20 protein-coding genes and 1 pseudogene are annotated in these 23142 nt (G+C 73.0%); 16 read left to right on the forward strand and 5 right to left on the reverse strand.

Annotated elements, in window-relative coordinates:
• Positions 1 to 136: 136 nt before the first annotated feature.
• Positions 137 to 913, reverse strand: coding sequence for an SDR family NAD(P)-dependent oxidoreductase (locus OG332_RS00490; protein ID WP_327411532.1), 777 nt, complete (start codon positions 911 to 913; stop codon positions 137 to 139).
• A 34-nt stretch (positions 914 to 947) separates the two neighbouring features.
• Here OG332_RS00490 and OG332_RS00495 point away from each other — a divergent pair, with 34 nt between their 5' ends.
• Complete coding sequence (locus OG332_RS00495) at positions 948 to 1892, forward strand: NAD-dependent epimerase/dehydratase family protein (RefSeq protein WP_327411533.1); 945 nt, start codon at positions 948 to 950, stop codon at positions 1890 to 1892.
• 55 nt (positions 1893 to 1947) lie between these two features.
• On the opposite strand, the gene OG332_RS00500 is transcribed toward OG332_RS00495, so the two are convergent.
• Positions 1948 to 2934, reverse strand: coding sequence for a ScbA/BarX family gamma-butyrolactone biosynthesis protein (locus OG332_RS00500; protein WP_327411534.1), 987 nt, complete (start codon positions 2932 to 2934; stop codon positions 1948 to 1950).
• A gap of 460 nt (positions 2935 to 3394) precedes the next feature.
• Between OG332_RS00500 and OG332_RS00505 the strand changes: the two genes are divergently transcribed.
• The 11 genes and pseudogenes from OG332_RS00505 (at position 3395) to OG332_RS00555 (ending at position 16045) form a co-directional block, all read left to right on the forward strand.
• Positions 3395 to 4684 (forward strand): cytochrome P450 family protein, encoded by a 1290-nt coding sequence (locus tag OG332_RS00505; RefSeq protein ID WP_327411535.1) that lies wholly within the window; start codon positions 3395 to 3397, stop codon positions 4682 to 4684.
• A gap of 179 nt (positions 4685 to 4863) precedes the next feature.
• Entirely contained in the window at positions 4864 to 5541 is a 678-nt protein-coding gene (locus OG332_RS00510) for a ScbR family autoregulator-binding transcription factor (protein ID WP_327411536.1), read from the forward strand.
• A gap of 189 nt (positions 5542 to 5730) precedes the next feature.
• Positions 5731 to 6444 (forward strand): ScbR family autoregulator-binding transcription factor, encoded by a 714-nt coding sequence (locus OG332_RS00515; RefSeq protein WP_327411537.1) that lies wholly within the window; start codon positions 5731 to 5733, stop codon positions 6442 to 6444.
• A 238-nt stretch (positions 6445 to 6682) separates the two neighbouring features.
• On the forward strand, positions 6683 to 7564 hold the full coding sequence (locus OG332_RS00520) for an AfsR/SARP family transcriptional regulator (protein WP_327411538.1): 882 nt from the start codon (positions 6683 to 6685) through the stop codon (positions 7562 to 7564).
• Between the two features lie 104 nt (positions 7565 to 7668).
• Positions 7669 to 8349 carry a ScbR family autoregulator-binding transcription factor gene (locus OG332_RS00525; RefSeq protein WP_327411539.1) on the forward strand — a complete coding sequence of 227 codons (681 nt, stop codon included), beginning with the start codon at positions 7669 to 7671 and terminating at the stop codon, positions 8347 to 8349.
• A gap of 374 nt (positions 8350 to 8723) precedes the next feature.
• Positions 8724 to 9557 (forward strand): AfsR/SARP family transcriptional regulator, encoded by an 834-nt coding sequence (locus OG332_RS00530; protein WP_327411540.1) that lies wholly within the window; start codon positions 8724 to 8726, stop codon positions 9555 to 9557.
• Positions 9558 to 9750: 193 nt separating this feature from the next.
• Positions 9751 to 10446, forward strand: a pseudogene (locus OG332_RS00535) (serine hydrolase); the annotation flags it as partial.
• Positions 10447 to 10562: 116 nt separating this feature from the next.
• Positions 10563 to 11834 (forward strand): helix-turn-helix transcriptional regulator, encoded by a 1272-nt coding sequence (locus OG332_RS00540; RefSeq protein ID WP_327411541.1) that lies wholly within the window; start codon positions 10563 to 10565, stop codon positions 11832 to 11834.
• A 68-nt stretch (positions 11835 to 11902) separates the two neighbouring features.
• Positions 11903 to 12865 (forward strand): SRPBCC family protein, encoded by a 963-nt coding sequence (locus OG332_RS00545; protein WP_327411542.1) that lies wholly within the window; start codon positions 11903 to 11905, stop codon positions 12863 to 12865.
• A 73-nt stretch (positions 12866 to 12938) separates the two neighbouring features.
• Positions 12939 to 13853, forward strand: coding sequence for a 4'-phosphopantetheinyl transferase family protein (locus tag OG332_RS00550; RefSeq protein WP_327419060.1), 915 nt, complete (start codon positions 12939 to 12941; stop codon positions 13851 to 13853).
• Positions 13854 to 14002: 149 nt separating this feature from the next.
• Positions 14003 to 16045, forward strand: coding sequence for a condensation domain-containing protein (locus tag OG332_RS00555; protein ID WP_327411543.1), 2043 nt, complete (start codon positions 14003 to 14005; stop codon positions 16043 to 16045).
• A 42-nt stretch (positions 16046 to 16087) separates the two neighbouring features.
• Here the strand turns inward: OG332_RS00555 and OG332_RS00560 are convergent, their stop codons facing one another.
• Positions 16088 to 16909 carry an AfsR/SARP family transcriptional regulator gene (locus OG332_RS00560; RefSeq protein ID WP_327411544.1) on the reverse strand — a complete coding sequence of 274 codons (822 nt, stop codon included), beginning with the start codon at positions 16907 to 16909 and terminating at the stop codon, positions 16088 to 16090.
• Positions 16910 to 17173: 264 nt separating this feature from the next.
• Positions 17174 to 17341, reverse strand: a complete 168-nt coding sequence (locus OG332_RS00565) for a hypothetical protein (protein WP_327411545.1) — start codon at positions 17339 to 17341, stop codon at positions 17174 to 17176.
• A 362-nt stretch (positions 17342 to 17703) separates the two neighbouring features.
• On the opposite strand from OG332_RS00565, the gene OG332_RS00570 reads away from it, so the two are divergent.
• From OG332_RS00570 to OG332_RS00585, 4 genes are all read left to right on the forward strand, one after another.
• Entirely contained in the window at positions 17704 to 18921 is a 1218-nt protein-coding gene (locus OG332_RS00570) for an aminotransferase class V-fold PLP-dependent enzyme (protein ID WP_327411546.1), read from the forward strand.
• A 148-nt stretch (positions 18922 to 19069) separates the two neighbouring features.
• Complete coding sequence (locus tag OG332_RS00575) at positions 19070 to 20644, forward strand: acyl-CoA carboxylase subunit beta (RefSeq protein WP_327411547.1); 1575 nt, start codon at positions 19070 to 19072, stop codon at positions 20642 to 20644.
• Positions 20641 to 20859: an acyl-CoA carboxylase epsilon subunit gene (locus tag OG332_RS00580; protein WP_327411548.1), complete on the forward strand. Its 219-nt coding sequence runs from the start codon at positions 20641 to 20643 to the stop codon at positions 20857 to 20859. Before OG332_RS00575 ends, OG332_RS00580 begins: the two co-directional genes overlap by 4 nt.
• 66 nt (positions 20860 to 20925) lie before the next feature.
• Positions 20926 to 21732 (forward strand): SDR family NAD(P)-dependent oxidoreductase, encoded by an 807-nt coding sequence (locus tag OG332_RS00585; RefSeq protein ID WP_327411549.1) that lies wholly within the window; start codon positions 20926 to 20928, stop codon positions 21730 to 21732.
• Positions 21733 to 21822: 90 nt separating this feature from the next.
• On the opposite strand, the gene OG332_RS00590 is transcribed toward OG332_RS00585, so the two are convergent.
• The gene (locus OG332_RS00590) at positions 21823 to 22821 is read right to left on the reverse strand and encodes an AMP-binding protein (RefSeq protein ID WP_327411550.1); all 999 of its coding nucleotides are present in this window, start codon (positions 22819 to 22821) and stop codon (positions 21823 to 21825) included.
• Positions 22822 to 23142 lie beyond the last annotated feature (321 nt).

Below are 23142 nucleotides of genomic sequence, written 5' to 3' on the forward strand. Positions count from 1 at the left end.
TGGCAGTCTCTACGGGTCGCGGCAGGCGGTCGTACTGGCTGAAGCTACAAAGATCCGGGCATCGTCCCGGCGTCGTGTACGGGTGCGGGCTCTGGCCGAGGTCGCCGAGGCCGCCCTCTCCCCCGCGTCCCGGCCGCTAGCGCGTTGTCCAGCCGCCGTCGACCGACAAGGTGGTGCCCAGGACGAAGGACGCGCGGTCGCTGCAGAGCCAGGCGGCCGCCTCTGCGATTTCCGCGGGGCTCGCCATGCGCGGGAGGGGGGCCGACTGGAGGAGGACCTCTTCCATCGCGGGGTTCTGCCGGAGCCAGTCGTCGATCATCTCGCTGCGGGTGGAGCCGGGGGCGATGGCGTTGACGCGGATTCCCTGGGCGGCGTATTCGCACGCGGCGGCCTTGGTGAGGCCCAGGACCGCGTGTTTCGACGCGATGTAGGTCGCCGTCACCGGGGTGGCGACCAGGCCGGCGGTGCTGCTGTTGTTCACGATCGAGCCGCCGCCGCCCGCGAGCATGGCGCGGATCTCGTGGCGCATGCAGTTCCAGACGCCGCGGACGTTGGTGTCCATCACGGTGTCGTACGCGTCCTCGTCCAGCAGGTGCATCGGCTGGGGGGTCGCGCCGATGCCGGCGTTGTTGAAGGCCGCGTCGAGGCGGCCGTACGCGGCCACGGCCGCCGCGACGGCGCGGGCCACGTCCTCGGTGCGGGAGACGTCGGCGACCACGTACTGGGCCTGGTGGCCGGCGGCACACAATTCCCGTGTGAGCGCGGCGAGTTGGGGTTCGCGGCGGGCCACCAGGGTCACCGAGGCGCCTTCGCGGCAGAATACGCGTGCGGCGGCCGCGCCGATGCCCGCGCTCGCGCCCGTGATCAGCGCCGATTTGCCCGCCATCAAAGAGTTGCTGGTCTCCCGGGTCATCGCGCGACCGTAACACGAGGGGATGGAGGGCGTGATGACCGCAAGAGTCGTGCTGGTGACCGGCGCCACCGGATTTGTGGGTTCCGCGGTGGTGGAGCGTCTGGTGCAGGAGGGCGTGCCCGTACGGGTGTTGGCGCACCGGGCCGATGTGCCGTCAGGAGTGGGCGTGGAAGGCGTACGGGGGGATCTCGTGCGCTCCGGGTCGCTGCGCGGGCTGTGTGACGGTGTCGCCACCGTGCTGCATCTCGCGGCGCGGATCGGGGGCACGGAACAGGAGTGCCGGGCCGTCAACGCGGAAGGGACGCGGGCGCTGCTGGCCGAGGCGGAGCGGGCCGGGGTGCGGCGGATCGTGCAGTTGGGGACGGCTGCCGTGTACCGGGACGGGGCGCACCGGGGTGCGGTGGAAGGGGAGCTCGCCGAGGAGCCGGAGTCGGTGACCAGTGTGACCCGGCTCGTCGGTGAGCGGATGGTGCTGGCGGCGGGCGGGGCGGTGGTGCGGCCCCATCTGGTGTACGGGCGGGGGGACCGCTGGGTGGTGCCGTCGCTGGTGCGGCTGCTCGCGCGGTTGCCGTACTGGGTGGACGGCGGGCGGGCCCGGATGTCCGTGGTGTCGGTGGACGCGCTGGCGGGTGCGATCGCGGAGTTGGCCGTACGGGAGGAGGGCGTCAGGGGTGTGCTGCATGCGGGTCATCCCGAGCCGGTGACCGCGCGGGAGCTCGTGGGGACGGTGGCGCGGGAGCTGGGGCTGCCGCTGCCGCGGGGGGAGGTGGACCTGTCCGGGGCCCTGGAGTTGCTGGGGGGCCCGGAGGGTCCGGATCCGGTGGTGCGGCGGCAGGTGTCGCTGTTCGCGGTGGACCACTGGTACGACAGCGGGCGGTTGTGGGGGCAGCTGGCGGCGTCCCCGGGGGCGCGGTTCTCGCAGGCGTTCGGTCAGTACGCCGGCTGGTACCGCGGCGAGGAGCGGATGCGTCGCCGCTGACCCGGAGGGGGTCGGTGGGCGGTGGGTGCGGGTGTCACCGCACAGGGTGCGGGTCTCACGGCACAGGGTGCGGGCCGGGCCGGTCCTGGGCTGCGCCGGTGACCGTCGAGGTGAACACGGTGCGGCCCATCTGGTGGCCGGTGACCTCGACGCGGCCGGGTGCGACGAGGGTGGCGTCCACCCGGCAGGGGGCGTCCAGTTCGGCGTACTGGTGGAACTCGGTGGACAGGCCGGTGGGGGTGAACGTGCCGGGGCGGTGGAGCCCGCAGGCGGCTTGGCGGGCGGCCTCGACCAGGACCATGCCGGGGTGGTGGTCGTTCGCGTGCTCGAAGAGGATCGGGTGGTCGAGGTCGGGGTTCAGCAGCCAGCGGCCGGGGCGGTCGGCGGGTGCGAGGACCACGTCGAAGGGGGCCAGCCGGCCGGCGGAGGCGGCGGGCACGGGCGTACGGCGCGGCAGCGGACGCGCTGAGCCGGCGTGGCCGCGGTCGCCGCGCAGCCGGCGGTAGGTGGCGGGGGCGACGCAGGTGAAGCGGGCGGTGCCGGAGGCGGCGAGTTCGCCGTTGCGGTGGATGTCGACCTGGAGGAAGCCGGAGAAGCGGCTGCCCTTCCAGGTGAAGTCCGTGCACGTGGCGGTCATGTCGAGTTCGCTCGGGCCGCGGCCTATGCGCATCTGTTCGGGGCGGGAGGTGAAGTCCAGGCTCCAGAGGAGGACGTTGTGGCCGAGGGGAACTCCGTAGACGGCGTGGCAGAGGTAGAGCCCCGTCTGTCTGACGGTCTCGCCGGCTTGTACCGGGTCGTGGCCGCCGCCGTCGGCGCTGGTGAAGAAGGTGTGGGCGCGGGGCCACTGCCCGGTGAGGGAGAAGGTGTCGTCGCCGGTGCGGTCGCAGCCGGTGAGGAAGACCTCGGCGAGTGAGCTGCGGTGGACGTACTCCCTGGGCACCGTGGTGGTCAGTACCGGGGCCTCGTTGCAGCGCGTCCAGGGGTCTGCCGCTCCCCGGAGCGGGAGGACGGGAGCGTTGTTCCGGATCGTCAGCATGGTCATGGGACCTCTCCCGCAGAGCCGTTTGACGGATGGGACGGGGTGCGTACGCGAGACGCAAGATACGTACTCTCCGGTTTTGTTTGCAAGGTGCGGAAGGAGAGTGGATGTCGCTCGTGCGCCGGCGGCGGGTGCGGTCGCAGAGGGTGGCGCGGGGGCGCCGTGACGTCGACCAGCGAATATCAGGATGGCGGCCGTCGGCCGTGACGTGAGGGATCACAGCCCAAGTGGGAGAGGGCCTTCCGGTCATATGCGCCGGTCCGGCGGGGCCTCGTCACGTGTTGTTCAACGAGTGGCGCGCGAGTCGTTCTTGAGTGAACGTCATGCGGCAGGGCATGCCTTGCAAACCATTGGCAGGCGGGGTGCAGCAATGCCAGAATCGGGGCCGCCGCCGGTCACCAAAAGAACCGGATGGATGGTTTCTGAACGCAGGGTGTCGGCAGCTCGCTGCACCCTGTGACCGATGTTCGCCACCATCCGGGAGAGCCGTCAGATGACCCGTCAGTGCCCCATAGCGATCGACCTCTCCGGAGCGGACGTGCACGCCGAGGCGGCGCGCATCCGGGAGCAGGCGCCGGCGACGCAGGTGCTGCTGCCCGGCGGGGTGACCGGCTGGGCCGTCAACCGGCACGCCGACATACGCAGGCTGCTGGTGGATCCGAGGGTGTCGAAGGACGCCTACCGGCACTGGCCGGCGTGGATCGACGGAGAGGTCGGCGCCGAGTGGCCGCTGGCGATCTGGGTCTCGGTGCAGAACATGATCACCGCCTACGGCGAGGAGCACACGCGCCTGCGCAAGCCGGTCGCCGCCGCGTTCGCCTCGCGGCGCGTCGCCGCCCTGAGGCCGAGGATCGAGGAGGTCGTGGACGGGCTGCTGGACGGTCTGGCCGCGCTGCCGCCGGGCCGAGTGGTCGATCTGCGGGCGGAGTTCGCGCACGAACTGCCGACCCGGATGGTCTTCGAGCTGTTCGGGATCCCGGAGCGGTCGTGGGCACCCCTGCACAAGATCATCAGGGGCTTCTTCGACACGACGATCACGGTCGAGGCCGCACAGCAGAACGCCGTGGACATGGACGTGACCATGGCCGAAGTGGTCGCGTACCGGCGGGCGCACCCGGGCGACGACATCACCAGCGTGCTGATCGCCGCCCGGGACTCGGGCGGCGAGGAGGACGGGGTGCGGCTCAGCGAGAAGGAGCTGGTCGACAACCTGATCCTGCTCTTCACGGCCGGGTACGAGACCACCGTCAACCTCATCTGCACGGCCCTGCACGAACTGCTGTGCCACCCGGACCAGTTGAAGCTGGTGCGCGAGGGGCTCGCCTCCTGGGAGGACGTGGTCGAGGAGGCGCTGCGCATCGAGCCGCCGGCCTCGTACGGGCTGCTGCGGTTCGCGGTGGAGGACATCGACATGGGCGAGGGGGTGGTGATCCCGCAAGGGGACCCGATCCTGGTGTCGTTCGGCTCGGTCGGGCGGGATCCCCGGCTGCACGGGGCGCAGGCGGAGCGGTTCGACGTCACGCGCGCGACCCGCGGACAGCACCTCTCCTTCGGCTTCGGGACGCACTACTGCCTGGGCGCGACCCTGGCACGGACCGAGTGCGCGATCGCCGTGCAGCGGTTCTTCGAGAGGTTTCCGGAGCCCGTGGCGGCGGCCGCGGAGGGCGGGGAGCTGCCGCGGGTGGCCTCGTTCATCTCCAACGGACTGCAGGAGCTGCCGGTGGTGCTGGGGGCCGAGAAGCGGGGTAGGTGAGGCGGAGGGGAAGCAAGTGGCGGAAGAGAGCGTGGGGGTTTGGTGGAGAGGTGACGGATTGTGATGCCCGGCTGGATAGAGGTGCTTGACTAAAATACGGACCTTCTGGTTGGTTTTGATGGGGTGGCGGATCCTGTCAGGGGGTCCGGCAGGCACAACCCCTGGACAACGGAGGCACCGTGGCACGGCAAGAGCGTGCGGTACGTACGCGTCGCGCGATCTTGGAAGCGGCGGCGGCGGTCTTCGACGAGCGCGGATACGACGCGGCCACCATCGCCGACATCCTCGCCCGGGCAGGGGTCACCAAGGGCGCCCTCTACTTCCACTTCTCCTCCAAGCAGGAGCTGGCCCAGGGGGTGCTCGAGGAGCAGTTCGCCGAGGGCGGGGTGCCCCACCGGGAGAGCAAGCTCCAGGAACTCGTCGATGTCGCACTGGTGTTGGCATACCGCATGAAGCACGAGCCGATGCTCAGCGCGGGGGCCCGGCTCTCCCTGGGCCCGGGCATGCGCGACATCTTCGGCGGAGGATCCGTGCCGGGCTGGATCGAGTTCACGCGCGCGCTGCTCTGCGAGGCGAAGGAGCAGGGCGAACTGCTCCCGCACGTCGATCCCGCCGAGACGGCCTGGATCCTGTCCGCTTGCTGGACGGGCGCCCAGATCTTCTCCCAGACCCTCAACGACCGGACGGACCTCGAACAGCGGGTGGCCGCCGTCTACCAGCACATCTACCCGAGCATCGCCACGCCGGCGGTGCTCGTGCGGCTGGAGATGGGCCCCGACCGGGGGCGGCGGGTGACCGCGGAGATGGGGATCGCGACCGGCGGCCCGGCGCAGGAACCCGAACCGGCGCTGCCCTGAGGCCGCCGCGTCCGGCGCGGTGAGGACGGGCGGGGCGGGGTACAGGGCTCTGGAGGTCCGGCCGCGGGGCGGGTCGGTGCGTGTCGGCTCCAGCAGGACACGAGCCGCGCTCCGGTGCGGCCGCAGACGGTGGGCGACAAGATCTTGTACCTCCCTGGGCAAACCGCATTGACGGTTTGTGGAGACTCCATGGCCAAGCAGGAGCGTGCGGCCCGCACGCGAGAAACTCTGATCCGTGCCGCTGCGGAGGTGTTCGCCGAGCAGGGGTTCGTCACCGCGTCGATCGCGGCGATCAGCCGACGGGCCGGCGTGAGCGCCGGCGGGCTGCACTTCCACTTCGAGAGCAAGACCGTGCTCGCCCAGGCCGTCGAGGACCGGGCGTCGCAGGCGCTGCGGCGCGTCACCACCGAGAGGTGGGGGGTCGCCGCGGCCCCGTCCGGTGCGGTGGACGGCAACGCCCTGCAGGCGCTGGTGGATTCCTCCCACTCCCTGATGGCCCTGCTGGCGTCGGATGTGGTGGTGCGGGCCGCCTTCGGGTTGTGCGCGGACGTTTCCCACAGGAGCGGGATAGACCTGCGGCGCCAGTGGCGCTTGTGGGTCGAAGCGGTCGCACGGACCGCGGCGCGGCACGGCGCGCTGGCCGACGGGCTCGCCCCGCAGGACGCGGCGAGCATGGTGGTGGCCTCCACCGTGGGACTGGAGACCCTGGGAGCCCGCGAGGGGCACTGGCTCGCACCCCACCCCCTCACCCGCTTCTGGACGCTGGCACTCCCCCAGCTCGCGGCCGACGGGACTCTCGACGGGCTTGCGCCGGAAGGGTCGGAAGGGGTGCGAGGGCCAAAAGGGGCGGGAGGGCCGGGCGGTCACGGTTCTTCCGCGCAGCAAAGCTCCATACCAGACTGAATGGTCTGTTTAAGGGGCTGTGGAAGTCGCTTCCAGGGCTCCGGTCGGGGGCGATCAAGGGATGCGGGGACCGGTCCGGGATGCCCAGGATCGAGTGAAGTCCCAGCTGAGAGTGGGTTTTTGAGGGACAGTCAGAACACGCCCATCTCCAAAACAGCACAACCGGTTTGATATTGACAAACCGTCGGTCCTGTTTTCTACTGGCTGTGCGACTCATCCAAGGACAGGGGAGTACGGCGTGGACATCGATGTACTGGGCGCGTTGGCTGTGCGGGAGAACGGGATCTCCATCACGCCGACCGCCCCCAAGCCCCGGCAGGTCCTGGCGCTCCTGGCCCTCCATGCCGACCAGGTGGTGCCCGTATCGGCACTGATCGAGGAGCTGTGGGCGGGCGAACCGCCGCGCAGCGCGCGGACGACGCTCCAGACGTACGTCCTGCAGTTACGTGCCCTCATCGCGGCCGCTCTGGAGCGGGGCGCGGCCGACGGTGCGCAGGCCGGTACGCATCCCGGCGGCGACCCCCGCACGGATCCCGGTGCGGCCGTGCGGACCGCGAAGGACATACTCGTCACCCTGCCGGGTGGCTATCTGCTGAGCAGCGGCGGCGGAGTTCTGGACGTGCGGGAGTTCGACCGGCTCGCCGGGAGCGGCTACCGGGCGATGGACGCGGGCGACTTCCCCGCCGCGGCGCGGCTGCTGCGCGAGGCGCTGGCCCTGTGGAGCGGGCCCGCCTTCGCCGACGTGCACAGCGGGGTCCAGCTGGACATGGAGGCCAGACGGCTGGAGGAGACGCGGCTGTGCGCCCTCGACCAGCGGATCGAGGCGGACCTGCGGCTGGGGCGGCACCGGGAGCTGCTGGCCGAGCTGACGGTGCTGGCGAGCCGGTACCGCACGCACGAGAACCTGCACGGCCAGTTCATGCTCGCCCTGCACCGCTCGGGCCGACGCGGCGAGGCGCTGGACGTCTACCAGCGGCTGCGCGGGACGCTGGTGCGCGAGCTGGGGCTGGAGCCGTCCGTGGCGCTGCGGCGCCTGCAGCGCTCGATCCTGATGGCGGGTCCCGAGAGCCTCTCCGAGCCCGGCGTCGAGCCCGGGGGCGAGCGGCTCGTACGGGTCTGAGGTGTGTGAGGTCTCTGAGGCCTTCAGTGCCTCCGCTCTCCGGCCTGTCAGGGGCCTTCGGGGTGCGGGGGGCTCCGTCGGCGGCGGCGAGAGGGGACGGCTCGGTGCAGGAGAGGTCGGAGCGAACGCGTAGGCGGCTGGTCTGCGCCGCGGCCGAGATGTTCCACCGCAACGGCTACGCCAACGCGACGCTGGACGAGATCGCGGGCGCGGCCGGGGTGACGAAGGGGGCGCTGTACTTTCACTTCGCCTCCAAGGACGAGCTGGCGGAGGCCGTGCAGCAGCGGGGGCACACCCTGCTGCACGATGCGGTCCGGGCCCTGCGCGAGTCGGGGGCTTCGCCGTTGCAGGCGCTGATCGGCATCACGCACTGGCTGGCCGCAACGCTGCACGAGGATCCGGCGATCCCGGCGAGCTTCCGGATCACCAAGGAGTGCGGGGCGGGGCCCCGGGGGCCGGCCGGGGCACGGCCGGCGGTGGTGGACTTCCACGCGGCGTGGATCTCGGCGGTCTGTTCGCTGCTCCGGCTGGCGAGGGACGCGGGTGAACTGCCGGCTGCGGAGCGCGGGTGGGAGGGCGCGCAGGCGCTGGTGACGGCTGCGGCGTGCGGGATCGAGGTCATGTCCGGTACCGGGATGCCGTACCGGGAGCTGCAGCGGAAGGTGGCGGCGATGTGGGCCCTGCTGCTGCCGAGCCTCGTGGACGGCGAGAGGGTACGGGAGTACCGGGCCCGGGCGCGTGGTGGCGCGCCGGCCGGCGCCGGGTCCGCCGCGGCGGGCGTGTAGCTGCACAGGTGCCAAAGGGCTGTCCCGGCACGGGAGTCGTCCGCTCGGGCGCGGGGTGCGGCTTCCCCTTCGGCGGGCGCTGCCAGGACGGCTTCGGGTCCGGGATGCGGGCGGGTGCACGGCTGCGGCCGGTGCGGGTGTGGATGCGCGTGCGCGTGCGGTCCGGGGGGTGTTTCCGGATGCCCGGGGAGCGCTCTCGGGGACTGTTCGTGCGGTGTTCCGCCTGGTGCGGCCGTGGTTGCGCGGCTGTGGGGCGGGGCTTGGAGAGGGGCTCGAAGGGAGCTTGAGAATCCGGTGACATCGTTCAGGGACCGCTACCGTGCCCCGAGTCGGAGGCCGAATGACGAGGGACTCGACGACGTGCGGAGGAGACGGTGAAGATTCAGGTGCTGGGTCCGTTGAGTGCCGAGGTCAACGGGGGTTCGATCGTTCCGACCGCACGCAAGCCGCGGCAGATCCTCACGCTCCTCGCCCTCTACCCGGGCCGGGTGATGCCGGTGCCCACGCTCATGGAGGAGCTCTGGGGCACCAACCTGCCGCAGAGCGCGCTCACGACCCTGCAGACGTACATACTCCAGCTGCGCCGGCGGCTGGGTACCGCCATGGGGCCGGGCGCGGGCGCGGGCGGCGCCGATGGCGCGAAAGAGGTCCTCGTCACGCGGCACGGCGGGTACCTGCTGCAGATCCCGCCGGAGGCGGTGGACGTGCACGAGTACGAGGGCCTCGTGGCCCGGGGGCAGAGCGACTTCGAGCAGGGCGACGACGAGAGCGCGGCGGCCAGGCTGCGCGCGGCGCTCGCGCTGTGGCAGGGGCCCGCGCTGGTCGACGTACGGGTGGGCCCGATCCTGGAGATCGAGGTGATGCGGCTGGAGGAGAGCCGGCTGGTCACGGTGGAGCGGCGGATCGACGTGGAGCTGCGGCTGGGCCGGCACTCGGAGCTGCTGGCCGAGCTCACGGAGCTGATCGCCCGGCATCCGCAGCACGAAGGGCTGCACTCGCAGGCGATGGTGGCGCTGTACCGGTCGGGCCGGCAGGCGACGGCCCTGGACGTGTACCGGCGGCTGCGGGGCCGGCTGATCGAGGACCTGGGAGTGGAGCCGTCGCCGCAACTCCAGCGCCTGCACCAGGCCATGCTGGCCGTCGACCCGGCGCTGGACGTGCAGGCGGGGCCGAAGCGGGGGTCGACCTTCGACCTGTACGCCGTCTGAGTCCCGCTCCCCCGCTGCAGCGGCCGCTCTTCCCAGGGGCAGGACTCCTCGTTCTTCACCGTGCCGAAGTCGATCTTCGTGTCGGTGCTGGTGGTCGTGCCGGCGGCCGGGGTCTGCGTGCAGACCTTCCGGTTCCGGTCGAGGACGGGACGCCGGCCGGCAGGAGACGGTCGACGTCACCCGCCACAACCCCTCCCGGGTCTGCGCCGGCGGGGACATGATCTCGACCACGCAGGACCTGCACACCTTCGTCTCCGCGCTGATGGGCGGCAGGCTCCTGCCGGCCCCGCTGCTGGCCGAGATGCGCACGCCGCATCCCATGAGCGGATTCGGCCTGGGGTTGCGCGTGCAGGACGTGGGCGAGAACGGCGCCACCGTCCTCTTCCACAACGGCGGCGCGGCGGGCCACGCGGCGTTGATGTACAGCACGCCCGACGGCGGCAAGATCCTGACCGCCGTGCTGAACCATGTCGACGACGCGGCGATGTCGCTGGCGGCGGCGTTCCACACGGCGCAGGAGAGGTTCGTCGAGGAGGTGTTCGGCGGCGGGCGGGCCCGGATCGGCCGGCGGGGCGGCCGAGCCGACCGAGCCGGCGGGCTGAGCACCTGGGACCCGTGCGCAGGCCGTCCAGGCCGGGGCTATCTCCTGGGCCAGCCTATGTCGTCGTCCGGGCGGGTCTTCCCGGCCGGCCGGGCGGGCCGCAGGGCGGGGGCCGCGAGCGCGGTGTGGGCTGCGGGCGTCCAGGACGCGCGGGATGCGCACACCGATGGCCTCATCGTCGACTCCAAGGCGCTGAATGCGGGAAGAGCGGGGCTCCGGCCGGGTGCCGGGGCCGGGTTCTGGAGAGTCTGCCTCGGCCGGATCGAGGAACGCTTGAGGAACGCATGACGTGCGCATGAGAGCCGTCGCGAACCCCTGGCAAAGGTTTGCCCGCGTATTGCCGGGCGCCCTACGCTCGTTGGCGGTTCCCGACAGATTTCTTGCCCGCGACCTCAGGGATGCTCATGCTGCGACAGCCCGCGTTCGGACACCGCCTGAGAAAGCTCCGGATGGCCCAGGGCCTGTCCCAGACGGCGCTGGCCGGCGAGGGGATGTCCACCGGCTATCTCTCCCGTCTGGAGTCGGGCGCACGCCAGCCGACCGAGCGGGCCGTGGGGTACCTGGCCGGCCGGCTGGGCCTGGAAGCGGCCGACTTCGAGGAGCCGGCCACCGGCTCGCTGGCCCATGCGCTCACCCTGGCGGCGTCCACCGGCTCCCCCGACGCCGTCGAGGCCCTGCGTCAGGCGCTGACCGCCGAGGGACACGAGAGCCCGGTACTGCGCTGGCAGGCTCTGTGGCTCCTCGCCGGGGCCGCCCGCGTCCAGGGCGACCACGCGCTGGAACTGGAGCGGCTCACGCGGCTGGTCGGGCTCGGTGAGGAAGTGGGCGTGTGCGAGCTGCGCGTACGGGGCCTGACCCGCCTCGCCCGCTGCCTGCGGTCCGTCGGTGAGATCAACCCGGCCCTGGAGGCCGCCGTCGAGGCCCACCGGATCGCGCTGCGCGAGGAGTTGGGCGTGGAGGACCGGGCCACCGCCCTGCTGGCGCTCGTGTCCGTACAGGCCGAGGCCGGCCGGATCGGCGACGCGCGCGTGCACGCCGACGAGCTGACCGTTCTCGTCGAGGGACGCGCCGACGCACTGTGGGCCGAGGCCATGTGGACGGCCGCCGCCGTCCGGATGCGCCAGGGCGACTACCCGGGCGCGCAGGCCTGCCTGGACGATGCCCTCGACCGGTTCGGCAGCCAGGAGGACCTGGTCCTGTGGACCCGGCTGCGGCTGGCCACGGCCCGGCTGCACCTGCAGAAGCTGCCCGCCGATCCGGAGCAGGCCCAGCGCCGCGCCGCCGAGGCCGAGGCCGCTCTCGCCTTCGTGGGCACACCGGCCCTGCGGCAGGACCTGACCGCGCTCAAGGCCGACCTGGCCTTCGCCACCGGCCGGTACGACGACGCGCGCGCCCTTCTGGGCACGCTGGACGCCGACCAGTCGAGGATGACCTACCGCGGCCGGGTACGGCTGGAGATCCTGCGCCATCAGCTGCTGATCCTCAGTGGCGACCCCTGCGGGATCCAGGGCCTGCGCGACCTGGCGCAGCAGGCTCAGCAGGACGCCAACATCGACCTCGCCGCCGAGATCTGGCGGGTGCTGGCCGACGCACTGACCCAGGCGGGACAGGCCGGTCAAGCCCGTCAGGCCGGTCAGGCGGGCCGGCTCGGCGGGGCCTCGCCCGTCGGGGGTTGAGGAAGGCTCGAGTCCCCTGGTGCAGCCTGGAGCGCATCGCAGGAACGATCAGGGCGGGGGTGTGTCTCATGTCGTCGCAGCGCGTGCACGCGAGCGGGCAGACGGCGTGGGTGGCCGCCCCGGCCGGCGTGGTCTACGGACTGCTGGCCGACGCCGTCCGCTGGCCGCTTCTGCTGCCCTCGCACGTCCACGTCGAGCGGATGGACTTCGACGGGGTCCGGGAGCGGCTGCGGCTCTGGGACGTGCGGGACGGCAGGGTCCGCTCCTTCCACGTGCGCCGGGTGCTGGACCCGCAGGCCAGGACCGTCGGGTTCGAGCAGGAGGACACCGCCCGCCCGGGCGTGCCCACCACCGGCCTGTGGACGGTCGAGGCGCTCGGCGAGACGGAATCACTGCTGACGCTGCGTCAGGACCGCACTCTGGAGGGGCTGCCCGCCGCCGAGACCGGGCGCAGCAGGCAGGAGTGGCAGGCGGAGCCGGCCGAACGGCTCGCCCACGTGAAGTCGGTCGCCGAGCGCTGGGAGCGCCTGGACCGGCTGCTGCTCTCCTTCGAGGACAGCGTGCACGTCGACGGCCCCGCCGAGCTGGTCTACGACTTCCTCTACCGGATTGGGGACTGGCCGCAGCGCGTCCCGCACGTGGAGTCGGTCGGCGTGATCGAGGACGTACCCGGCGTGCAGCTGGCCACGGTGGACACCTGCGCCGCCCCCGGCGGACACACGCTCACCACCCGGTCGGTGCGGCTGTGCTTCCCCTCGGCCGCGCGGATCGTCCACAAGGAGCTGACGACGTCCCGGCTGATCGCCGCGCACAGCGGTGAGTGGTCGCTGGTCCCGGACGGGGGCGGCGTACGGGTCGTCTGCGCCCGGCAGGTGATGCTGCGGGAGGAAGCGGTCGAGGAGGTGCTCGGTGCGGGGACCGACCTGGTCGAGGCCCGCCGGTACGTGCGGACGTGGCTGGGGCGGGCCGGTACCGAGACGCTGCGCCTGGCCGGGTGGCACGCCCGCAGCGCCGTCCGCCGTCTGCGATGAGCCCCGGGTTTCGCCGTCCACGCATCCGCGATGAGCACGGGTTCGCGATGAGCACGAGAAGGAGGTCGTGACCATGGTCCCCGCCCGGTACCGCCCTGATCCGCTCGACGCGCCGCTGCACGTCGCCGGTCCCGAAGGCCCCTGGGACGAGGTGGGCGACCGGCTCGACGACGTCGGCCGGGCGGTCATCTGCACGACGTGGGGCCAGTGGCTGGCGGCCGTGCTGCTCGATCCCGCGCTGCGGCCCCTGCTCGGGAGCGACTGGCCCCGCTACCGGCAGACGGCGCCGGCGGCCGGCAGGATGCGGTTCGCCGTCTCGCGATTCGTGGTCAAGTACTCCGCCGCCGCGGCACTGAACGTTCCCGTGGACACCCTGGACCTGGGGTACGAGCCGGGCGGAGCGCCCCTGGTGCGGGGCGCGGGCGAAGACCTGGAGGTGAGCCTGGCGCACACCGGCGAGCTGATCGTGGTCGGCGTCAGCCGCACCGGTCCGATCGGTGTGGACGTGCAGGCCGCGGACCGTGACGTGGCCTTCGGCGTGCCGCCCGGGCAGCTGTGCACCGCGGAGGAAGGCGCGGCGCTGGCCGCGCTGCCCGAGAGCGAGCGCCGGGCCCGGCTGCTGTGCCTGTGGACCCTGAAGGAGGCCTACGGCAAGGCGCTCGGACACGGGGGGCGCCGCTGCTCTTCCGCCTTCGGGTTCGACCACGACGAGCGGGGGCGTGTCGTCCTGGCGGGCGCGCCGCAGGAGGGGGACGCGGCCGGGCAGTGGAGGTTCACCACCCATCTCGTCCAGGAGCGTTACCTGGTCGGCGCCGCGCACCGGCGCCGCCCCGCCCTCCCGGTGGCGGCTGCCCGGAAGGCGCAGGTCGACACCGGTTCGCGAAGCGCTGCAGTCCCACTCGAGGAAAGGGGGTCCGGGTCCGTGGACCACTTACGCTTCCTGCGACCGGTGAGCTCCGGGCGGGGCGAGGGAAGGCGGACGCCGTGAACGCAAGGGAACTTCTGGCGGTGCCCTTCGCGTCGGCCCCGCCGTGTCGTGTCCGTGTCCGTGCCGGCGACTGACGAGAGCGCGGCGAGCGTCCGGCCCGACGGCGTGCGGCCCGACGGCGTGCGGGCCGGCCGTGCGCGGGCCGGCCGGTGAGCCGCCGTGACGCCGCGGACGGGCCGGGGCCGGTCCTCGCGGTGGTGCACGAGGCGGGCCGCGGTGCGCCCGGCTCCACGCTCGTCCTCGGCCTGCGCGGGCTGCGCCACGATGCGGACGCCGAGGTGTTCGCCGCCCGCATCGCCGAGCGCCACCGCCGCTTCCGGGTCACCCTGGAGGGCCACGGTCCGGGCCGGCACACCCTGCGCCTCCTCCCGGACGCCGCCGCGGCCGGCCCCGCGTCGCTGAGCGCCGAGCTGCTGGCCGACCTGCTGGGCCCGTACCCGGGCGGCGGCGAGCCCCTGGCCCTGGACGGGTACCGGCGCGAACTGCTCGTGCAGGCCCTGGCCCGTCCCGACGGACCGGACCGGTACGTGGAGCAGATCCACTGGAACTGGGCGGGCCCGCTCGACCGGGCCCGCTTCGACGCGGCCTGGCAGTCCGTCTGCGGGCGGGAGTCGGTCCTGCGGGCCGCCTTCGACTGGACGGCCGTGCCACGGCTCCTGCTGCACCCGTGCGCCGAAGTCGAGATCGCCCACCGTGCCCGCGCGGAGATCACCTGGCAGGAACTCCTCGATGCGGACCGGGCGCAGGGGTTCGCCCTCAACCGCCCGCCGTTGCTGCGCCTGACCCTGCTGGAGGGGGACGGGGGGGCTCCCACCCGGGTGTTGCTGACCTGCCACCGCGCCCTGCTCGACGAGCGCGGCGTCCACCTCCTGCTGCGCGCGTTCTACCGTGCCTACCTGGCCGCAGGCGTGCTGCCCGGGGGTGAGCGCCGCCCCGACCTGTGGGACCACGCGCGCTGGCTGGCCCGGCAGGGCACCGAGGGCGCCCGCCAGTTGTGGACGCGTGCGGCGCCCCCGTGCGGCGCCGCGACCGCGCCGGGACGCCTCGGCGCGGACACCCGCCAGAGCGGCGAGGGACACCTGCGCCGGCGGCTGGGCGAACCGTACGGTCCCCGGCTGCGCTCGTGGGCCGCGGCCCGGGGTGCCGGCGAGAGCAGCGCCCTGCACATGGTGTGGGCGCTGCTGCTGTACCGGGCGGCCGCGGCCGTGGGCCCCCTGCCGGTGAGTTTCGGGGTCCGGCTCTGCGGCGGCGACATCGCGCTGCCCGGAGCGGCCGGTATCCCCGGGCTGCTGGGCAGTCCGCTGCCGATGACGGTGCGGGTGGATCCGGCGGCCCCGCTGACCGGCCTGTTGCAGCAGGTGCACGACGCCCGGCTGGACATGGCCGCCTACCCGTGGGTGTCGCTCGACCGCATCCGCGAGTGGACCGGCCGGGGGCCGGGTGAGCGGCTCACCGACTCCGTCATCGTCTTCGACGGCCCGGCCGGGCCGGGGGCCGACGTGGGCCGTGAACTGGCGGCGCAGGGCGTCGGCGTGGACGCACCGCGTGCCGTCGGCTCCGGAGCCGGGGTGCCCGTCACGGTCGTCGCCCGGCACGAGGGCGGCGGCGCGCTGGTGCTGGATGCCGTCTACGACCGGGCGAGGCTGGCGGATGCGGACGCCGCCGCCGTGCTGGGCCAGTGCGTCGGCCTGCTGCGGGCCCTGACCGATCTGCCGGACCCGGATCCCACCGTGGGTCAGGTGCTGGACCTGCTGGCGGACGACGTGGCCCCCGCCATGGCCGGTCGGCCGGCCGTGCCGCGGCGCGTCACCGTCAGGACGCTGCGCAGCGGGGCGTCTTCGGCGGACGTGATCTGTCTGCTCGTGGTTTCGGGGGTGGTGGGCGGCTGCTACGAGCTGTTCACGCGCGAGCACCGGGGTCCGCAGACCATCGTGGCGCTGGATCTGGACGGTCCGCCCGGTCCGGTGGTGCCCGACGCCCTCGCCGCGCTGACCGCTCTGCTGGCTTCCGGCAGGCGGCTGGTGCTGTGCGGGTGCGGGCCGGGCGCGGGGGCGGCGTACGAGCTCGCGCGGGTTCTCGCGGACGGGGCGGGGCCGCCGGTGAGCGTGGTCATGACGGGTCTGGGCGGTCCCCGGGGCAGCGCGGACGCGCTCGCCCGGGGGCTCGCGGGGGTGGCTGTGCGGCGCGGCTGAGCGGCCGGACGGCGCGCGGTTGAGCGGCCGGACGGCTGGGCGTTACGCGGCGAAGAGGTCGAAGGTGGAGGTGCAGCGCGGTCCGGCGAGCACGTCGAGCTGCGGGTCGACGGCCAGCATGGCCTGGTGCAGGCGCTGGAGTTGCGGTGACGGCTCCACTCCGAGGTCTTCGATCAGCCGTCCGCGCAGCCGGCGGTAGACGTCCAGGGCGGTGGCCTGCCGGCCCGAGCGGTACAGCGCCACCATGACCTGCGAGTGGAGTCCCTCGTGCTGGGGGTGGCGTGCGGTCAGCTCGGTCAGTTCGGCGATCAGTTCGCCGTGCCGGCCCAGCCTCAGGTCGGCGTCGATCCGCCGCTCCACGGTGACCAGGCGGCTCTCCTCGAGGCGCATGACCTCGATGTCGAGGATCGGTCCGACCCGTACGTCGACCAGCGCGGGGCCGCGCCACAGGTCCAGGGCGGCCCGGAAGCGGGCGGCGGAGACCTGGCTGTCGCCGGACTCGAAGGCGGACTGGCCCTCGCGGACGAGGCGTTCGTAGTCGTGCACGTCGACGCCGTCCTCGGGTATCTGCAGGAGGTAGCCGCCGTGCCGGGTGACCAGCACCTCCTTGGCCCCGCCGGGGGCGTCGGGCCCCATCGCGGTGCCCAGGCGCCTGCGCAGCTGGAGGATGTACGTCTGCAGGGTGGTCAGCGCGCTCTGTGGCGGCGCGGTTCCCCAGATCTCCTCCATGAGGGTGGGGACCGGCATGACGCGCCCTGGATAGAGCGCGAGGAGCGACAGGAGCTGTCTTGGCTTACCCGCGGTCGGAACAATGGATCCGCCGTTGACCTCGGCGCTCAGCGGACCCAGAACCTGAATTCTCACGGTCTCCTCCGTACTTCCTTGGCTCTTTTCCTCCGGTGGCCAAGGAGCTGCCCCCGTTCGAGGCACGCTAGCCGGGGTGGATGTGTTCCATCTCTTTCCTGTAGCGGCTTTCGAGCCGCCTTCCACCTGCGGCGCCGTGCCCGAGTGCCCCCTTTTTCGCACGGGTGCCGGGAATGCGGGACAAGGATTCCGATCCTTTTCCGCGGGGGCCGGAAGTTCGGTGTGCAGGGCACGAGAACTCCCGGGCGGATTCCCGGCGGGCGGTTACGGCCAGTCGATGAGGGTGGTGGCGGGGGCGGCCGGTGCGCCGGCCGAGGTCGGGGCGACCGGCCAGTCGATGGCGCCACCGTCGGCGTGGGCGGCTGCGCCCGCGGTGAGGACGGCGGCGGTGGCGAGGGCGGCGGTGGCGACGATGCGGGCGATGTTCTTCATGGCGGTTCCTCCGTGGCAATGTTTCGAATCTTCTTGGCAAGTCCTCTGCCAAGAAGATTGGCAACGCCTGCTCGGGATTTGCTCGTCAATCGCTTGAGAAGGGCTGGAGGGAAGGGCGTCCGCCGCCTCCCGCGTGGCTTTCGTTCCTGCATGAACCGCTGCGACCTGCACGGAAGTCGAGCGGGCAGGGCCGGCGGGGAATCTTGCCAAGAGTTGCCAAGGGGCCGGAACTCGAGCGTCGCCGGAGCGGGCATTGCCAAAACTACCAAGTGATAGGCAATGTATTGCCAGACGTTTTGGCAATATGTGGAACGCAGGGTCGTGGACGTGCCGCGGCCCCGACAGCGGGGGGAGGCCCCTGAATGAATGCGCCGACGTACGACAGGGAACGAACGGCCCACCTGAACACGGCGGGCACGGGCCGGATGCCGGACGGCGTGCGGGCCGTGCTCGCCGCCTGCACGGCCCGCGACGACCGCTTCGGGAGCCGCGCGCTGGCGGAGCACCTCGGCGCCGTCCTGCACACCGAGGTGCACGAACGCCTCGGCGCCCTGCTGGGCGTCCCGGCCGGCGACACGGCCTTGGCCACCGGCGCGGCCGAGGCCTTCGACGCCTTCGTCTGCGCCGCGGAACTCGGTCCGGGCGACCGGATCTGGACCACCCCGTACGAGGGCGTGGCCCGCCTGAGCACCCTCTACGCCCTGCGCGACCGCACCCGTTGCCGGCTGGAGGTCGTCCCGCTGCGGGCGGACGGCGACCTCGACCTGGACTGGATGCGGGCCCACATCGACGAGGACGTCGCCCTCGTCTCGGTGGTCCACGTCTCCTCGGCCTGCGGAACCGTCAGCCCGGTCGAGCAGGTGGGCCGGCTCCTGGCCCCCCACCGGGCCCGGTACGCCGTCGACGCCTCCCACTCGGTCGGCCAGCTCCCCGTCGACGCCGCGCGCATCGGCGCGCAGCTGGTCACGGCGGACGGCTGGCGGTTCCTGCGCGGCCCGGAGGGCGTGGGCTTCGCCTACGCCGCGCCGGGGGTGTGGAGCGGCCGCCCGCCGGCGCCCGTCCCGGCCGCCGTCGCCGCGCTGAACGCCGCCCTCGCCCACCACGCCGCCGCCTTGCGTCTTCCGTACGAGGACCTGCTGCCCCGGCTGCGCGCCGCCGTCGGGCGGACGCCCGGGATCGAACTGCTCGGAGCGGGCCGGGAGCAGGCCGGGATGCTGGCCTTCCGTCACGGCGAGGTGCCGGCCGCGCTCATCCGCCGCGGTCTGGCCCGGCGCGGGGTCGTCCTCTGGAAGACCGTCGCGCAGGAGAACCCGCTGCACCCGGCCGCGCGGGACGGCGCCACCGCCGTGCGTGCCTCCGTCCACCGCGACAACAGCGCACAGGACATCGACCGTTTCGAGCAGGCCCTGCGGGACGTCCTGCGGGAGGAGCGGGAGGGGCAGGAGGAGCGGGAGCGGGCCGGCGCCGCGGCCTCGGGTGCGGCGTGGGCCGCGGCCGGCGGGGACGGCTTCGGCGGGCCGCCGCCGTACCGGGGGACGCCGGTCCGCCGCGGCCACCTCACGCTGCACCGGGCGACCTGAGCCCCGCCCCGCCATCAGGCCGCCGAGCCCGCACGCCGCAGCGGCGCCAGGACCGCGTCTCGTACGGGGTTCGAGTGGACTTCCACGGCGTCTTGAGTCGCGCGCGCGACGGTGGCCGCAATCCGGTCTTCAGATCTGGAGGATCCACATGACCATCATCGACGTGTCCACCCCGCCGGGTACCGACCGTGCCGCGGAACTGGCCGGAATCAAGGCCCAGGCCCTGGCCGGTCCCGGCGAGCGGGCCACCGAACAGCAGCACGCCAAGGGCAAGCTCACCGCCCGTGAGCGCATCGGACTGCTGCTGGACGAGGGCTCGTTCCACGAGATCGAGGCTCTGCGCCGGCACCGGGCGAGCGGTTTCGGGCTGGAGCAGAAACGGCCCTACACCGACGGCGTGGTCACCGGCTGGGGCACGGTGGGCGGCCGCACCGTCTTCGTGTACGCGCACGACTTCCGCATCTTCGGAGGGGCGCTCGGCGAGGCCCACGCGGAGAAGATCCACAAGGTGATGGACCTGGCCGAGGCGGCCGGAGCCCCGCTGGTCTCGCTCAACGACGGTGCCGGCGCCCGCATCCAGGAGGGCGTGTCCGCCCTGGCCGGCTACGGCGGCATCTTCCAGCGCAACACCCGCTCCTCCGGCGTCATCCCGCAGATCAGCGTGATGATGGGTCCGTGCGCGGGCGGGGCGGCGTACTCCCCCGCGCTCACCGATTTCGTCTTCATGGTCCGCGGCACCTCACAGATGTTCATCACCGGCCCGGACGTGGTCCGTGCCGTCACCGGTGAGGAGATCACGCAGAACGGTCTCGGCGGCGCCGACGTGCACGCCGCGGTCTCCGGGGTGGCCGCCTTCGCCTACGACGACGAGCAGAGCTGCCTGGAGGACGTACGGCACCTGCTGTCGCTGCTGCCCGCCAACAACCGCGAGACACCGCCGCGTGAGTCGGGCGAGGACCCCGCGGACCGGCGTACCGAGGCGCTCGCCGCGATCGTGCCCGCCCATCCGCAGCAGGCGTACGACATCCGCCGGGTCATCGAGGAGGTCGTCGACGACGGCGACCACTTCGAGGTCCAGCCCGGCTGGGCGGCCAACGTGGTGTGCACGCTCGCCCGGATGGACGGGCACGTCACCGCCTTCGTCGCCAACCAGCCCGCCCACCTCGCCGGGGTGCTCGACATCCACGCCAGCGAGAAGGCGGCCCGCTTCGTGCAGTTCTGCGACGCCTTCAACATCCCGCTGGTCACCCTGGTCGACGTCCCCGGCTTCCTGCCCGGTGTCGGCCAGGAGCACGGCGGCATCATCCGGCACGGCGCCAAGCTGCTGTACGCATACTGCAACGCCACCGTCCCGCGGATCTCCCTGGTCCTGCGCAAGGCGTACGGCGGCGCCTACATCGTCATGGACTCCCGCTCCATCGGCGCGGACCTCGCACTGGCCTGGCCCACCAACGAGATCGCCGTCATGGGCGCCGAGGGCGCGGCGAACGTCATCTTCCGCCGGGAGATCGCCGCCGCCGCCGACCCCGACGCGACGCGCGCGCAGAAGATCAAGGAGTACACGACCGAGCTCATGCACCCCTACTATGCGGCCGAACGCGGCCTGGTCGACGACGTCATCGACCCGGCCGAAACCCGCTCGGCGCTCACCTCGGCACTGGCCATGCTCCGTCCCAAGTACGCCGACCTGCCGTCGCGCAAGCACGGCAACCCGCCGGTATGACGGCCCGGGAGGCAGCCGCCGCCAAAGCGGGGGCGGAGCCGTGGAGGATCACGCGCGGTCACCCCGACGCGGCGGAGACGGCCGCCGTGCTGGCGGTCCTGAGGGCCCTGCTGGCCGGCCAGGCGGGCGAGCGGCCGGAGCCCCCGCGCGCCCGGGCCGCCGGATGGGACCGCACCGGCGGGTTCCGGCGCGCGGGGACCTGGCGCGAGCGCTGATCCGTCGCGCCCCGAGTGCTCTGCGGCACGCTCTGGACGTCCTGGTGAGCGACGGAGGGAACAAGGATGACGGTCAAGGCGAGAACGCAGGCCCCCGAACGGCCCGTGGCGCTGGTCACCGGGGCGACCAGCGGCATCGGGCTGGCCGTCGCCCGGGACCTGGGCGCCCGCGGCCACCGGGTGTTCGTCTGCGCGCGCACCGAGGCAGCGGTCAAGCAGACCGTCGCCGACCTGCAGTGCGAAGGGATGAGCGTGGAGGGCGCGGCCGCCGACGTACGCGACCGCTCGGCCGTGGCGGCGGTGGTCGCCTCGGCGGTGGCGGTGTACGGGGCGCCGGTCAGCATCCTGGTCAACAACGCCGGCCGCAGCGGCGGCGGCGCCACCGCGGACATCACCGACGAGCTGTGGCACGACGTCATCGACACCAACCTCAACAGCGTGTTCCTGCTGACGCGCGAGGTCCTCAACGGCGGCGGCCTCGGGGCGCAGCCCTGGGGCCGCATCATCAACATCGCCTCCACCGCGGGCAAGCAGGGGGTCCTGCTCGGCGCCCCCTACACCGCCTCCAAGCACGCCGTGGTCGGCTTCACCAAGGCGCTCGGCAAGGAACTCGCACCGACCGGGACCACCGTCAACGCGGTCTGCCCGGGATACGTGGAGACGCCCATGGCGGCGCGCGTGCGCAGCGGGTACGCGCAGGCGTGGGACACCACCGAGGAGTACGTCCAGGAGCAGCTCGAATCCAAGATCCCGCTCGGCCGGTACTCCACCCCCGAGGAGGTGGCCGCTCTGGTCGGCTACCTGACCACCGATCTGGCCGCCTCCATCACGGCCCAGGCCCTCAACGTGTGCGGAGGGCTGGGGAACTTCTGACGCGGCCGCGGGCGGGGAGGCGCAGGGGGGAGGGCCGCGGACGGTCGTCGTCCGCGGCCCTCCCCCGCTGTCTGTCGCCCGCCCCCTGGCTCACAGGACGGTCGGCGGCCCCGAGACGTCCCAGGCGACGGCCTGCGGGGCGATCCGTGCGTCCCGCCAGCCGGCCAGGGCGGGCGCGTCCACCTGCTCGTCCGAGAGCAGTACGTGCCGCAGCGCCGGCAGGCTGCTCCGGCTCCCGCGCGCCGCCGCGGCCAGCCGCGCGAAGGCGGACGGCAGTTGCGTCAGCACGGTCACCTCCTGCTCGGCCAGGAGCCGGGCGAAGGCGCGGGCGTCGCAGGCCGTGTCGCGGTCCACGACGACGGCGCGTCCGCCGGACAGCAGGGGTCCCCAGATCTCGCGCATGCCCAGGTCCAGGCTGAGGGAATGGAAGCAGGTCCACACGTCGTCCGGTCCCGACTCCAGGAGCGGGAGCAAGGCGTCCACCCAGGACAGCACGTCCATGTGGCTGACGGGCCGCACGGCCAGCGCCCGGCCCGGGTCGCCGCCCGTGGGGAGCGCCAGGAAGGCCGTGGCCGGCGGGATCTCGCGGCGCCACGCCGCCTCGGGCCGCGCCGCGATGACGAACCTGCCCGCCTTGGCCAGCGGGATCTCCTCGCGCAGCAGTCCGCCGTCCGAGATGACCATCTCGGCGCCGGCGTCGCGCATCAGGAACTCCTGGAGGCCCGCGTTGTGTCCGGGCTCGAGCGGCAGTACCGCCGCCCCGGTGCGCAGTGCGCCCACCACGGCGGCGGGGGCTGAGCAGGTGCGCTGTGCGCGCACGGCGACCACCGTACCGGGCCCCGCACGGCCGGACAGGCGCCCGGCGATGTCGTCGGCGAGCCAGTCCGCTTCGAGGTAGGTCGTCTGCTCTTCGCCGTCCCGGGCGCATACGCGGGCCGGATGGCGGGCGGCGGCGGCCGCGAAGCGGATGTCGATGCGGTCCCGGCGCGCGGACCGCCGGGCGGCCGGGTCGAGCCCGATCCGTCCGAGCAGGCCGGTCAGGTCGGCGGACAACTGGTCGAGCTCCGGATGATCCGGAGTGGCGTTCATGCGGCCTCCCAGCGGGCGGGTCGTGACTCCGGGGCCGATGGTGTCGCAGGAGACCGGAGAACGGCTCAAGTCCTGCCGTACAGGACGGCTTGACGGCTGGTCAGGAGGTGCTGGACGTTTGCTCGAGGGTCTGTCCACAGGGGGTCGAGGATCGCTGGGGAGGCCTGGCCGGCCTCCTGGGGGCATGCCTACGCTTCTGGAGCTCACGCCGAAGCCACCCTCTCTCCGTCGCGCTCCGAGGTGACCTCTCGTAGACGCAGGCATATGGAACTGAGCTTTGTGGCTATGGCCCGTCTCGCGAGACTGGACTTGACTGTACTC

The organism is Streptomyces sp. NBC_01233 (genome assembly GCF_035989305.1).
Lineage (GTDB): Bacteria > Actinomycetota > Actinomycetes > Streptomycetales > Streptomycetaceae > Streptomyces.